Source organism: Methylobacterium sp. Leaf456, from assembly GCF_001425465.1.
Taxonomy (GTDB): domain Bacteria; phylum Pseudomonadota; class Alphaproteobacteria; order Rhizobiales; family Beijerinckiaceae; genus Methylobacterium.
The window spans coordinates 1-13,013 of the sequence record NZ_LMQV01000040.1; the positions used below are offsets into that span (position 1 = coordinate 1).

Below are 13,013 nucleotides of genomic sequence, written 5' to 3' on the forward strand. Positions count from 1 at the left end.
CCGCCGTCCTGAAGGCCGGAGATGATCGACAGCGAGGGCGCATCGCGCATGTCGTCGGTGTCCGGCTTGAACGTCAGGCCGAGCAGGGCCACCGTCTTGCCGCGCACCGAGCCGCCGACCGCCGACACCACCTTGCGCGCCATCGCCCGCTTGCGCTGGTCGTTGACCGAGACCACCGTCTCGACGATCCGGATCGGCGTGGCGTAGTCCTGCGCGGTCTTGACCAGCGCCAGCGTGTCCTTGGGGAAGCACGAGCCGCCGTAGCCCGGCCCGGCATGCAGGAACTTCGAGCCGATGCGGTTGTCGAGCCCGATGCCGCGGGCGACCTCCTGCACGTTGGCGCCCACCTTCTCGCACAGATCGGCGATCTCGTTGATGAAGGTGATCTTGGTCGCCAGGAACGCGTTGGCGGCGTACTTGGTCAGCTCGGCGGTGCGCCGCCCGGTGACGAGGATCGGGGCGGCGTTGAGGTAGAGCGGGCGGTAGACCTCGCGCATCACTTCCGCCGCGCGCTCGTCCTCGGCGCCGATGACGATGCGGTCGGGCACCTTGAAGTCGCCGATGGCCGCGCCCTCGCGCAGGAACTCGGGGTTCGAGGCGACGCCCACCTCCGCGTTCGGGTTGGCCTCGCGGATGATGCGCTCGACCTCGTCGCCGGTGCCGACCGGCACGGTCGATTTGGTGACGACCACGGTGTAGCCGGTCACCGCCTGGGNCTCGGGGTTCGAGGCGACGCCCACCTCCGCGTTCGGGTTGGCCTCGCGGATGATGCGCTCGACCTCGTCGCCGGTGCCGACCGGCACGGTCGATTTGGTCACCACCACGGTGTAGCCGGTCACCGCCTGGGCGATTTCCTTGGCAGCAGCGTAGACGTAGGAGAGGTCGGCGAAGCCGTCGCCGCGGCGCGACGGGGTGCCGACGGCGATGAACACGGCATCGGCGCCTGCGACCGCGGGCTTGAGATCGGTGGTGAAGGACAGGCGCTTGGCCCGGACGTTGTCGGCCACCAGCGTTTCGAGGCCGGGCTCGTAGATCGGCATGCGGCCGGCTTCCAGCGCCTCGATCTTCTTCGGGTCCACGTCGACGCAGATCACCTCGTGGCCGAAATCGGCGAAACACGCCCCCGACACGAGCCCGACATAGCCCGAACCAATCATCGCTATCCGCATCGAAGCCTCCGTGTGCTCACCGCAGGCCTGATGCTGCGCCGCACCGTCCTAGTGCCGTTGCGGCCCGCGTTGCAATCGCCGGGGCGGCGTCGAAGCCGCGCGGATGTCCCGGACGCATGCCTTGCGGGCGCATGCTCTCGATCGTCGTGCCGCATCGGCGTTTTTTGAAAGCCGGTTCCCCCCTTTCGGGCCGATGCTCTACAACCGGAAATGCCCCGAGGCGCGGGAGAGGTTGGGGTTGTAATACGGGTCGGAGCGCAGTTCCGCCCCCCAGCGCTCGCGCATCACCCGCGATTCCGCCTCGAACCGGGCGCGCTTCTCGGGCGTGTCCTCGGGACCGCGGCTCTTCGATTCGTGGTGGATCAGACGGGCATAGGGCGTCCAGACGTTGCGGTAGCCGGACCGGCGCAGGCGCAGGCAAAGGTCCACGTCGTTGAAGGCGACCGCCAGCGCCGCGGCGTCGAAACCGCCGACCTGCGTGAAGACTTCGGAGCGGATCGCGAGGCAGGCGCCGGTGACGGCCGCGACCTCCTGCGTCAACTGCATGCGGGCGAAGTAGCCCGGCGCGTCGCCCGCGATCCCGAGATGGCTGTGGCCGGCGATGCCGCCGACGCCGAGCACGATGCCGCCGTGCTGGAGCGTGCCGTCGGGATAGAGGAGCTTCGCCCCGACCGCGCCGACATCCGGCTCGCAGGCGATCGAGACGAGTTCGGTGAGCCAGCCCGGCTCCAGCACCTCGATGTCGTTGTTGAGGAACACGAGCACGCCACCCCGCGCCGCCGCGGCGCCCCGGTTCGACAGATCCGAAAAATTGAACGGGCCCGGCACCGGCAGCACCCGAAGGCGCGGCTCGTCGGCGTGGCGGGCGAACAGGACGTGGGTCGCCTCCTCGCGGCTGTCGTTGTCGACGACGATGACTTCGAGGTTCGGGTAGTCGGTGCCACGGAAAAGCCCGTCGAGGGCAACCGCCAAAAGTTCGGCACGGTCGCGGGTCGGGATCACCACGCAGACCAGGGGAGTCGGCTCAGGGAGGGGCCGGATCAGCCGGTTGAAGCCCTGCGGCCCGCGCTCGGCCCGCGCGCCGCGCCGGCCCGCCACCTCGGCGAGCGCCGCGAGCCGCGCGCCTTCCGCCCGGGCCAGCGCCCGGTCGGAGAAGGTGCCGGAGCCGGCCGCCGCGCGCCAATGATAGAGCACCTTCGGGATGTGACGGACGGCCTCGCGGGGAAGCGTCTCGGTCAGCCGCAGCAGCAGGTCGTGGTCCTGGCTGCCCTCGAAGCCCGGCCTCAAGCCGCCCAGCGCCCGCAAGTTGTCGGTGCGGACGGCGCAAAGATGGTTCACGTAGTTCTGGCCATAGAGCAGCTCGCCGTCGAAATCCGACTTGAAGTGCGGCTCGAAGCGGCGCCCGCGCCCGTCGATCTTGTCCTCGTCGCTGTAGACCAGCACGAGGCGGGCATCGTCCCGCACCGCCTTGGCCACCTCGTAGAGCGCGGTGTCGGCGAGCCGATCGTCGTGGTCGAGGAAGACGGAAAACGTGCCGGAGGCCAGCATAAGTGCGTCGTTGGTGGCCCGCGCGATGTGGCCGTTCTCGATCCGCCGCACCGTGCGGATACGGGCATCCTCGGCGGCATGGCGGGCGATCAGGCGGGGGATCGCCGGATCGGTCGAGGCGTCGTCGGCGATGCACAGCTCCCAGGCCGGATAGATCTGATCCCGCACCGAGCGGATCGCGGCGTCGAGCACCCTCAGATCGGGATCGTGCACCGGCATCAGCACGGAGACGAGGGGAGGGGTTTTCCAGGCCGCGATCTCGGCGCGGATGCGCGCGCGCTCCTCGGGTCCGCGGCGGTCGAAGCGCGCGATCCAGGCGGCGTAGCCGGTCTCGGAACGGTAGGCGAGCGCCTGGGCCAAGAGCCCGCGGCCGCGCAGCTTGAGGCCGAGCAGGCGCCAATACACCGCTCGCGCGGTCAATTCCGGCTGGCGCCGGGCCGCGCGCAGGGTCAGGGCGAGGCGGGCGCGGCGGCGCAGGGTCAGGCCGTCGAGGGCGAAGGGCGCGCTGCGCGAGAGCGCGGTGAAACGCAAGGCGACGGCGCCGTCCGGCAGCCGTCCGGTCCAGGCGAAGCCGTCGCCGACCGTCGGCTCCTCGGCGAGCGCCGTCGTCGCCCCGTCCGCCGTGACGACGCTGACGAGGGCGCGCGGGCGCCCACTGCTGCCGAGGTCGCGCCACGTCAGCGTGATCCAGGCACCGCCGAGTTTCCCGTCACCGAGATCGACCCGGTGATCCAGCCCGTCCGATCCCGCCACCGGCAGCGTCCGGCGGGCGCGCCACGCCATCGCGTCAGTCCCGCCAGTTCTGCGAGACGGAGGCGTGGACGGCGTCGCTCAGCACCATGTCGAACTCGACCCATTCGCGCACGAAGCGCAGCCCGCGCAGGCGTTCGGCGAGTTCGAGCGTCGTGTTGGCGATCGGCAGCGGCAGCGGCACCGGCGCCGTGATCCCGAGGCGGTCGAACACGGTCGCCATGAACGCCTCGAAGTAGTCGCGGTGGCCGACGAGCCCCGCGCGCGCGAGCACCTCGACGGCGATGATCGAGTTGGCCGGGATGATCCGGTCGTCGGGCTGGGTCGTGCTGAGCTGGCGGGTATAGGGATTGTAGAGCAGGTGGTAGGCCGGCTCCGGCATCATCCGGAACAGGCGCTTGAGGCTCTTCACGTCGGTGTAGTCGTAATCGAGCGTGAAGGACGCGGCCTCGGCGAGATGGCCGAGGCGCCAGCGCTGGTTGGGATCGTTGGCGATGTCGGCGCGCTCGCGCAGCCATGCGAGGCGGCTCGCCATCTCCACATAGGGATCGTGCAGGAGCAGCATCGTCAGGGCCTCGCCCTGGACGAAGTGCCCCTCGTAGCGCGGCAGGATGATCGAGCCGGCCATCAGGCACGACAGCAGGATGTCGGTGTCGAACATTGCCAGCAGGATCTCTTCCGGGAACCGGCCGATCCCGAAATAGCTCTGCTTGAAATGGGGGAAAAGCGCGGTCTGGATCACCGTCTCCGGGCGGATGTGCATGTTGACCAGCACGGCCTTCGGCTTGGCGAGCCCGGCCTGCGGCAGGCGCCGGTGGATCAGGACGTTGGTGTCGACGTCGTAGATCTCGAGCCGCTCGATCCCGGCGAGGCCGGGGATGTGGTGGTCGCGCACCTCGAAATGGCACTGGCCGGTGGAGTGCCAGCCGTACTCGATGAAGGTCGGGTCCTTGTGGATCGCCGAGACCTCGGCCACGCGCCGCCCCTCGACGGTGACGTAGACCCGGCTGATCGCCGTGGGATCGTCGGGGACGACCCAGCCGCGGATCATCGCCCCGTCGTCGCCCTCGAGCAGAAACCGCATCCTCGATCGTCGTCCTTATCGGATCAGGTCGGGCGCCGGAGCCGCGAGGATTCCGGACGCGCCGCGCGCCGGCTTAGCCGATTTTTTCCGCGCCGTGCAGCGGCTCGGCCCGGCGGGAGGAATGTTGCCGGACGGTACGCGAGAAAGCGCCACGAGCCCGCTTGCGAAGCCACGGGCTCCAGGCTATAGCCCCGGCACCGCAGGAGCCAAGCGCTTCTGCCCGGGCGCGTAGCTCAGCGGGAGAGCACTACCTTGACATGGTAGGGGTCACAGGTTCGATCCCTGTCGCGCCCACCATCCCATACGATGGGATGGTTTCGCGAATTCGAGGCCCCGGAGACGGGGCCTTTTTTCGTTGTCCTTCGCCTGCCCGTGAATCGGTCGCGTTGCCGCAGCGCGGCCTCCGGTATACCCCCTGGAAACGAGAATAATTCCAGGGAGAGGCGCCATGGCGCAGGAGATGTCGCTGGACGTGAACGGACGCGCCGCGCGCGTCACCGTCGACGATACGGACACCCCACTCCTCTACGTGCTGCGCGACGATCTCGGCTTGCACGGGCCCCGCTTCGGCTGCGGGCTGGGCCAGTGCGGCTCCTGCACGGTGCATGTCGATGGCAAAGCGGTGCGCTCCTGCGTGACGCCGGTCTCCGGCCTCCCGAAGAACGCGAAGATCGTCACCCTCGAAGGCCTCGGCGGGCCGGACAGGCTGCATCCGGTGCAGGCGGCCTTCATCGAGGAGCAGGCGGCGCAGTGCGGCTACTGCATTAACGGCATGATCATGCAGTCGGCCGCCCTCCTCAACGAGAGCCCGAAGCCCGACGAGGCGGCGATCCGGCAGGCGCTGGCGCAGAACCTCTGCCGCTGCGGCACCCATCTGCGGATCGTGCGCGCCGTCCAGCGCGCCGCCGGCACGCTGTGAGGGGGATGCCATGAACGCGCATACGCTTTCCCGCCGCAACCTGCTGCTCCAGGGCGGCGCCCTCGTGGTCGGCTTCTCGCTCTCCGGCCGTGGCGCGCTGGCCCAAGCCACCTTCCCGGCGGTGCCGACCGACGGCTTCCCGAAGCCCGTCGCCCCCGATCAGGTCGACAGCTTCCTGGCGCTCGGCGCGGATGGACGCGCCACGATCTTCTCCGGCAAGGTCGATCTCGGCACCGGCGTGCAGACCGCGCTCGCCCAGATGGCGGCCGACGAACTCGATCTCCCCCTCGACCGGGTGAGCGTGGTGCAGGGCGACACCGCTCTGACCCCCGACCAGGGCCCGACCTACGGCAGCCTCACGATCCAGAAGGGCGGCGTCGAGATTCGCCAAGCGGCCGCGACCGCCCGCGCCCGGCTGGTGCAGCTCGCCGGTGAACGGCTCGGAATGCCCGCCGACGCGCTGGTGAGCGAGAACGGCGTCGTGCGCCCGAAATCCGGCGGGCCCGGCATCGCTTACGCCGAACTCGTGAAGGACGGTCGCCTCGACCTGAAGGTGGATCCGGCCGCCAAGATCAAGGACGCTTCAGCCTTCACCCTCGTTGGCAAGCCGGTGCCGCGCCTCGACATCCCCGAAAAAATCACCGGCCGCTTCACCTACATGCAGGACATGCGCGTGCCCGGCATGGTACATGCCCGCGTGGTCCGCCCGCCTGCCATCGGCGCGACCCTGGAGAGCGTGGACGAGGCCTCGGTCGCCGACGTGCCGGGCTTGATCAAGGTGGTGCGCGAGGGCGACTTCCTGGCCGTCGTCGCCGAGAAGGAATGGGCGGCGATCAAGGCCGCCGAGAAGTTGAAGGCCAAATGGTCGTCCTGGGCCGGCCTGCCCGAACAGGAGAAACTCTGGCAGCACGTGCGCGCCACCAAGGTCACCAAGGACGACGTCACCAGCAACACCGGCGACGCCGAGGCGGCGATGGGGCAGGCCGCGAAGGTGCTGGAGGCGAGCTACGACTTCGCCATCCACACCCACGGCTCGATCGGCCCGTCCTGCGCCATCGCGGAGTTCAAGGACGGCCGTCTGACCTGCTGGACCGCCTCGCAGATGACGCACGCCCTGCGCAAGCAGCTCGCGGCGATGACCGGGCTCAAGCCGGACGTCGTGCGCTGCATCTATGTCGAGGGCTCGGGCTGCTACGGCCGCAACGGCCACGAGGATGCGGCGGGCGACGCCACGCTGCTGGCTCGCGCGGTCGGTCGGCCGGTTCGGGTGCAGTGGTCGCGCGCCGACGAGCACGGCTGGGACCCGAAGGGCCCGCCGACGCTGGTCGACCTGAAGGCCGGGCTGGATGCGCAAGGCAACGTCGCGGCGTGGTCGTCGCAGTTCCTCATCCCCGAGGGGGCCGCCGGCAACGTGCCGCTGGTGGCGGCCAGCCTCGCCGGGCTGCCGCACGAGACGGCGCTCTCGCCGGGCAACATCGTCCACAACTCGGCGATCCCCTACGCCGTCCCGAACGTCCGCACGGTCTGCCATCGGCTCGCCTCGACGCCGTTCCGCCCGTCGTGGATCCGCACGCCGGGGCGAATGCAGAACACCTACGCCAACGAGGCCTTCCTCGACGAATGCGCGGCGGCCGCGGGCGCCGACCCGCTGGACTACCGCCTGCGGGCGCTCAAGGACCCGCGCGGCGTCGAGGTGCTGCAACGCGTGGCGGACCTCGCCAAATGGCAGGCCCGGCCCTCGCCGGTGAAGGATGCCTCGGGGGACGTGCTGCGTGGGCGCGGCATCTCCTACGTGAAGTACGAGCTGTACCGCACCTACGTCGCAGGGGTCGCCGAGATCGAGGTGGATCGCGCGACCGGGCGGGTGCGGGTGTCGCGCTTCTTCGTCGTTCAGGATTGCGGGCAGATCATCAACCCGGACGGGGTGCGCAACCAGATCGACGGCAACGTCATCCAGACCCTGAGCCGCGTGCTCATGGAGGAGGTGACCTTCGACCGGGGCGCGGTGACCAGCCTCGACTGGGCGAGCTACCCGATCCTCACCTTCCCCGACGTGCCGCAGATCGTAACCGAGTTGATCGACCGGCCGAACGACAAGCCGTGGGGCGCGGGCGAGCCGTCGGCGGCCATCGTGCCCTCGGCGATCTCGAACGCGCTGTTCGATGCGACCGGCGTGCGCCTGCGCTCGGTGCCGTTCACCCCGGCCAAGGTGAAGGCCGCGCTCCAGGCGAGCTGACCGGTCGAGCCGCGGAACACGCCGGTGCGACAGAATGAGGAGGTGTCCCGCCCAGGAACCGTCCGTTCGCGGCCCTGTTGGACAGGGGTATCGCACGCGCGAAAGGATCCTCATGCGTAAGGCTCATCTCGTTCTCTCCGCGGCCGCCCTGCTCGGCCTCGGCTCGATGGCGGCCTCGACCTCGTCGGCGGAGGCCGGATGGCGCGGCGGCGGCTACGGCTACGGCGGCGGCTATCGGGGCGGATACGGCGGCTACGGTTACCGCAACGTCGGGTATCGCGGTTACGGCTACCGCGGCGGCTACGGCTATCGCCGCGGCATCGGTTCCGGCGCCGCCATCGGGCTGGGCATCGCCGGCCTCGCGGCGGGCGCCATCGCGGCCAATTCCTACCGCGGCTACGGGTACGGCTACGGCCGTCCGGTGGGCTACTACGGCGGCTACGGCTACGGCCGCCCGGTGGGCTATTACGGCGGCGGTTACGCGCCAGCCTACGGCTACGGCTGGTAAGCTTTCACACGTGTCGTGTCGGACGGGGCCACCTTCGGGTGGCCCTTTCCTTATGTGCCCTCCCGATCGTTCAGGCGGGCCGCGAGCCCGTCGGCGAACTTGGCGGCCGCGACCGGCAGCAGGCGCCCGCGCAGCTGGGCCAGCACAACGCGCATCGGATCGAGGTCGCGGGGATCGATCGGGCGGCGGCACAGGCGCGGGTCGTCGGGGATGCCGCTCGGCACCTGAAAGCTCACCACGTCCTCCCGCAGGACGGCGTTGCGCAGGAATTCCAGTGAGCCGGACTCGACCGCCGCCCGCATCTCCACCCCGCGCCGCGCCAGCGCCCGCTCGATGTGGTGGCGGATGGCGAGGGAGGGGTCGGGCAGTGCCAACGGATGGGCGAGGCAGTCGCGCAGGCGCACCGGCCCGTCCGATCCGGCCAGGGGATGGCTCGCCCGCATCAGGGCGCAAAGGGGCTGGCGGCCGTCGTGGAGCGGATGCAGCTCCGCCGCGGGCGGCGGCTCGATCACCAGGGCGAGGTCGGCCTCGAACGTCGTGAGCGCAGCCACCGCCTGCGCATGGTCGCGCACCTGCACCGAGAAGGCGACCTGCGGAAATAGCGCCCGGTAGGCCTCGACCGCCTCCGGGATCACCTGGGTGACGAAGGCCTGGGCGCAGGCCAGCGCGACGTGGCCGCGGCGCACGCCGGAGAGGTCGGCGATCTGCGAGCGCACCCGGTCGAGGTCCGCCGCCCGGTCGCGGATGTGGCGCACCAGCAATTCCCCGGCGGCGTTGAGGCGCATGCCCTGCGCCAGCCGCTCGAAGATCGGCGTGCCGAGTTCGGTCTCGATGTCCTGGATCTGGCGGGTCAGCGCCGACGGCGTGAGGGCGAGGTGCTCGGCCGCCCGCCGGATCGAGCCGCAGCGGGCGACCTCGGCGACGGCGTTGAGGCTGCGCAGATGCTTCATCGACTCCGATCCAGCGAGCCGCATCTGTTGCCCGATCCGCAACGGCATAGTCACAAAAAAGCACTCGCCGGCAACAGCATCGCTTTCTAAGGTCGGTGGCAACCCTGCGAGACCGGACCGTGCCGCCCTTCCCCACGATCGCCGCCCTGCACGCCGCCTATGCCGAGGGCGTCACCCCGCGCGAGATGTTGGCCGAGACCTATCGGCGGCTCGCGGAGATCGACGATCCGGGCATCTTCCTCGCCCTGGTGCCGGAGTCTGAGGCCTTTGAGGCGGCGGACGCGCTCGGGGCCTTCGATCCGGCGGAAAAACCGCTCTGGGGCGTGCCCTTCGCGGTGAAGGACAACCTCGACGTCGCCGGCCTGCCGACCACCGCGGCCTGTCCGGATTTTTCGTATGTCCCAAGCGAGACCGCGCCCGCGGTGGCGCGCCTGCTCGCGGCGGGTGCGATCCTGGTCGGCAAGACCAATCTCGACCAGTTCGCCACCGGCCTCGTCGGGATGCGCACGCCCTATCCGGCCCCGCGCAACGCCCTGAACCCGGCCTGGGTGCCCGGCGGGTCGAGCAGCGGCTCGGCCGTCGCCGTCGCGCACGGTCTGGTCGCCTTCGCGCTCGGGACCGATACCGCCGGCTCAGGCCGGGTGCCGGCGGGGCTCAACAACGTGGTGGGCCTCAAACCCTCGCTCGGCGCGGTGTCGAGCCGGGGCCTGCTGCCGGCCTGCCGGACGCTCGACACGATCTCGGTCTTCGCCGGCACCGTGGCGGACGCCGACCAAGTCTTCCGCATCATGGCGGGTTATGACGCCGCCGATCCCTATTCCCGCGACCTGCCGTTGCCGGCCCCACCCGCCGGCCTGCCGCCGGGCCTGCGCGTCGGCCTGCCGGATGGAGGAAGCCGACGGTTCGGCGGCGACCCGCTCTCGGAAGCCGCGTTCGAGGCCGGGCTCGCCGACCTCGCCGGGCTGGTAGGCTCGGCCGAGGCGGTCGATCTCGCCCCGATGTTCGCGACCGCGGCCCTGCTCTACGACGGCCCCTGGGTCGCCGAGCGCTATCAGGCGATCCGATCGCTGATCGAGACGAACCCGGACGCCCTGCACCCGACCACCCACGCGGTGATCGGCCGGGCCGCGGGCTTCAACGCGGCGGACGCCTTCGCCGGCCTCTACCGGCTGGCCGAGCTACGCCGGGCGGCGGAGGCCCTGTGGTCCCGCATCGACGTGCTGGTGGTGCCGACCTATCCGCGGCCCGTCACCCGCGCCGAACTCGACGCCGACCCGATCGGGCCCAACAGCCAACTCGGCACCTACACCAACTTCGTGAACCTGCTCGATCTCTGCGCGCTCGCCGTGCCGGGCCGGTTCCGCTCCGACGGGACGCCCTCCGGCCTCACTTTGATCGCGCCGCGCGGTCGCGACGGGCTGCTCGCCGCGCTCGGCGCCCGCCTGCACGCGGCGGCCGGTGTCCCGATCGGCGCGAGCCGCGCGTCCGTGCCGGCCCCGGAGCCCGGCCCGGCCGCGGCGGGACCGGGCGAGATCGAGCTTGCGGTGATCGGCGCGCATCTCTCCGGATTGGCCCTCAACGGCGAGCTGACCGGGCTGGGCGCGCGCTTCCTGCGGGCGGGCACGACGCGGGCCGATTACCGGCTCTACGCGCTCCCCGGCGGCCCGCCCCGGCGGCCGGGCCTGCTGCGCGTCGCGGACGGCACGGGCGCCGCCATCGCCACCGAGGTCTGGGCGCTGGAGCCCGCCGCCTTCGGCCGGTTCGTGGCCGCGATTCCCGCCCCGCTCGGCATCGGCACCCTGCGGCTCACCGACGGCACGGGTCCGAAGGGGTTTCTGGTGGAGGCCGAGGGCATCGGCGGCGGCACCGACATCACGGAATACGGCGGCTGGCGGCGTTATCTCGCGGAAGGGGCGGGCGCGTAGCCTCTCCCGTTACGAGCGGACCCTCAGCCCACGGCCGCCAGACGCTTCTCGATCCGGGTCACCTGCATCGGGTACCAGCGGCGTCCCCGCGCGGCCGGGATACCCAGCGCGTTGAGGGCGTGGGCCACCTGTTCCAGGGTCTCGGCGCCCGCGGCGCGGATTTCGGTGAGGATCGGCGCCACGTCCTCCGCCCGCTCGCGGCTGCGCGCGGTGCCGGGGCCTCGGGCTTCCGCCAGCGGACGCACCCCACCGACGGTAAGCCCTTCGCCGTTCCCCGGCAAAGCCCTTTTGCGGCGATCGGCGGTGAAGCGGGCGTAGAACTCGCGGCGGCGCGCCATCGTGTCGGGGGTGCGGACCACGCCGAGCCGCGCCTCCGCCTCGGCGACCGCGGCCATGATGCCGAGCGTCAGCTCGCTGGCCTCCGGCCGGTCGAGCGCGCAGAACCGCAGGTTCCACCGGCGCAAGTCCCCGCCGAGCGCGCGCAGGAAGGCCGGATCGTCGCCCCATTCCCCGAGTTCGGCCATGAGCAGCGTCGCGCCGTGCCGACGACACAGCGCCAGGGCCGCGCTCAGGTCGGGCCGGCCCTCGTCGCCGACGACCTCCGCCACGAGGCGCCCGCGCCGGCCGAGTTGGCGGGCGATGGCGGTCCGCTGTGACTCTCGATCGGACAAGCCCTGGGCAGACCGAACGGGAGAGAGGTAGGAAACGAACGGGTCTGAGGACATCCGCGGCCGGTCGGTGGCGCGTCCCTCGGACGGTTTCGGGCAAAGGGCAACGCTTCGGCGACGCCCTTCGCGGCGAGACGGCCTCGGACGCGGGAATTCATGTTGTGAACGACCACTGTGACGCCATCAATATGAAGAATTCATCCGATGGGGCCGACATCGCCGTCGCGCTCGGGCTCGGCGGCACGGTGCGGATCGGCGGCAACGCGCTGGCCGTGTCCGACCTGACGGTGATGTTCGAGGCGATCGGGCGGACCGGCTCGGTCCAGGGCTTCGCCGACGCCCTCGGCCTGTCCTATCGGGCGGCCTGGGCGCGGCTTCAGGCCTACGAGGCGGCGCTCGGCCGCCCGCTGGTGCGCAAGACCCGCGGCCACGGCACCGCGCTCACCGAGTTCGGCACCGCGCTCGCCGAGGCGTTCTCGGCCGCCGCCTTCGGTCTGGAGGCCGGCTTCGTGCGCGAGACTCGCGCCGTCGAGCAGCGCCTGCGCCGTCTCCTGACCGGGCGGGCCGGGGCGCTGACCCTGGCCGCGAGCCACGACCCGCTCGTGATCGAGGTGCTGAGCGAGGGCGGCGGCATCGACCTGTCGGTGATGGGCAGCAGCGCCGCGGTCGAGCGCCTGCTCGACGGCAGCGCCGACGTGGCGGGTTTCCATTGCGGCACGCGGGCGTCCGCGGCGGCCGGCCCGCCGTTCTCGGCGGTCGGGGCGGGGGCGGGGCTCACCCTCCATCCGCTGTTCGAGCGGGAACAAGGCCTTCTGCTCGCCCCCGGCAACCCGCGCGGCATCAACGGCGTGGCCGATCTGACCAAGGACGGCGTGCGCTACGTCAACCGCCAGAAGGGATCGGGCACACGCGACTGGTTCGACCGGATGCTGGTCGAGGCCGATTTGCAGCCCGGCGCGATCCAGGGCTACGCGGTCGAAGAATTCACTCATCAGGCGGTGGCGGCGGTGATCGCCTGCGGCGCGGCCGATGCGGGCCTCGGCGTGCGGGCGGCGGCGGAGCGGCTCGGCCTCGATTTCGTGACGTTGGGCTGGGAGACCTACTACCTCGCCGCCAGCCGCGCGCTGGACGCCCCGGTCCTCGACGCCCTGATCGCCGCCATCCGCGAGCGCGCCGGGCGTAGTTCGGGCTACCGCGCCGCCCGGTCGGACTGAGCGGCGAGCCCGCCGCTCCCCCCAGGCGACCGTCCGCGAGGT

10 protein-coding genes, 1 tRNA gene and 1 pseudogene are annotated in these 13,013 nt (G+C 71.3%); 6 read left to right on the plus strand and 6 right to left on the minus strand.

What is annotated here, in order from left to right; all coding sequences use genetic code 11:
- From ASG52_RS28430 to ASG52_RS17200, 4 genes and pseudogenes are all read right to left on the minus strand, one after another.
- Positions 1-715: UDP-glucose dehydrogenase family protein (locus ASG52_RS28430; RefSeq protein ID WP_286159099.1), on the minus strand; the 715-nt coding region annotated here is incomplete at both ends.
- Position 716: 1 nt separating this feature from the next.
- A pseudogene (locus ASG52_RS28435) lies at positions 717-1,169 on the minus strand (3-hydroxyacyl-CoA dehydrogenase NAD-binding domain-containing protein); the annotation flags it as partial.
- Positions 1,170-1,367: 198 nt separating this feature from the next.
- Positions 1,368-3,500: a glycosyltransferase family 2 protein gene (locus ASG52_RS17195; protein WP_056245874.1), complete on the minus strand. Its 2,133-nt coding sequence runs from the start codon at positions 3,498-3,500 to the stop codon at positions 1,368-1,370.
- A 4-nt stretch (positions 3,501-3,504) separates the two neighbouring features.
- A complete protein-coding gene (locus tag ASG52_RS17200; protein WP_056245877.1) occupies positions 3,505-4,551 on the minus strand; it encodes a hypothetical protein in 1,047 nt (348 codons plus the stop codon).
- Between the two features lie 222 nt (positions 4,552-4,773).
- Here ASG52_RS17200 and ASG52_RS17205 point away from each other — a divergent pair.
- The 4 genes from ASG52_RS17205 (at position 4,774) to ASG52_RS17220 (ending at position 8,214) form a co-directional block, all read left to right on the plus strand.
- Positions 4,774-4,848: transfer RNA gene (locus ASG52_RS17205), tRNA-Val, on the plus strand.
- Between the two features lie 151 nt (positions 4,849-4,999).
- Positions 5,000-5,470: a (2Fe-2S)-binding protein gene (locus tag ASG52_RS17210; RefSeq protein WP_056245880.1), complete on the plus strand. Its 471-nt coding sequence runs from the start codon at positions 5,000-5,002 to the stop codon at positions 5,468-5,470.
- Positions 5,471-5,480: 10 nt separating this feature from the next.
- The gene (locus ASG52_RS17215) at positions 5,481-7,706 is read left to right on the plus strand and encodes a xanthine dehydrogenase family protein molybdopterin-binding subunit (RefSeq protein WP_056245883.1); all 2,226 of its coding nucleotides are present in this window, start codon (positions 5,481-5,483) and stop codon (positions 7,704-7,706) included.
- Positions 7,707-7,818: 112 nt separating this feature from the next.
- Positions 7,819-8,214 (plus strand): hypothetical protein, encoded by a 396-nt coding sequence (locus ASG52_RS17220; RefSeq protein ID WP_056245886.1) that lies wholly within the window; start codon positions 7,819-7,821, stop codon positions 8,212-8,214.
- A gap of 50 nt (positions 8,215-8,264) precedes the next feature.
- Here ASG52_RS17220 and ASG52_RS17225 read toward each other — a convergent pair whose 3' ends face one another.
- On the minus strand, positions 8,265-9,164 hold the full coding sequence (locus ASG52_RS17225) for a LysR family transcriptional regulator (RefSeq protein ID WP_056245889.1): 900 nt from the start codon (positions 9,162-9,164) through the stop codon (positions 8,265-8,267).
- A gap of 119 nt (positions 9,165-9,283) precedes the next feature.
- Here ASG52_RS17225 and atzF point away from each other — a divergent pair, with 119 nt between their 5' ends.
- Positions 9,284-11,089 carry an allophanate hydrolase gene (gene atzF / locus ASG52_RS17230; RefSeq protein WP_056245891.1) on the plus strand — a complete coding sequence of 602 codons (1,806 nt, stop codon included), beginning with the start codon at positions 9,284-9,286 and terminating at the stop codon, positions 11,087-11,089.
- A gap of 23 nt (positions 11,090-11,112) precedes the next feature.
- Here the strand turns inward: atzF and ASG52_RS17235 are convergent, their stop codons facing one another.
- Complete coding sequence (locus ASG52_RS17235; RefSeq protein WP_286159090.1) at positions 11,113-11,760, minus strand: recombinase family protein; 648 nt, start codon at positions 11,758-11,760, stop codon at positions 11,113-11,115.
- 185 nt (positions 11,761-11,945) lie between these two features.
- Between ASG52_RS17235 and ASG52_RS17240 the strand changes: the two genes are divergently transcribed.
- Positions 11,946-12,971, plus strand: a complete 1,026-nt coding sequence (locus ASG52_RS17240) for a substrate-binding domain-containing protein (protein WP_200945628.1) — start codon at positions 11,946-11,948, stop codon at positions 12,969-12,971.
- Positions 12,972-13,013: the final 42 nt, after the last annotated feature.

Excerpts from the sequence above, each read along its gene's own strand:
- ASG52_RS17215 (WP_056245883.1), top strand. The coding sequence starts at position 5,481 with ATGAACGCGCATACGCTTTCCCGCCGCAACCTGCTGCTCCAGGGCGGC.
- ASG52_RS17220 (WP_056245886.1), top strand. The coding sequence starts at position 7,819 with ATGCGTAAGGCTCATCTCGTTCTCTCCGCGGCCGCCCTGCTCGGCCTC.
- ASG52_RS17200 (WP_056245877.1), bottom strand. The coding sequence starts at position 4,551 with ATGCGGTTTCTGCTCGAGGGCGACGACGGGGCGATGATCCGCGGCTGG.
- ASG52_RS17240 (WP_200945628.1), top strand. The coding sequence starts at position 11,946 with ATGAAGAATTCATCCGATGGGGCCGACATCGCCGTCGCGCTCGGGCTC.
- ASG52_RS17195 (WP_056245874.1), bottom strand. The coding sequence starts at position 3,500 with ATGGCGTGGCGCGCCCGCCGGACGCTGCCGGTGGCGGGATCGGACGGG.
- ASG52_RS17225 (WP_056245889.1), bottom strand. The coding sequence starts at position 9,164 with ATGAAGCATCTGCGCAGCCTCAACGCCGTCGCCGAGGTCGCCCGCTGC.
- ASG52_RS17210 (WP_056245880.1), top strand. The coding sequence starts at position 5,000 with ATGGCGCAGGAGATGTCGCTGGACGTGAACGGACGCGCCGCGCGCGTC.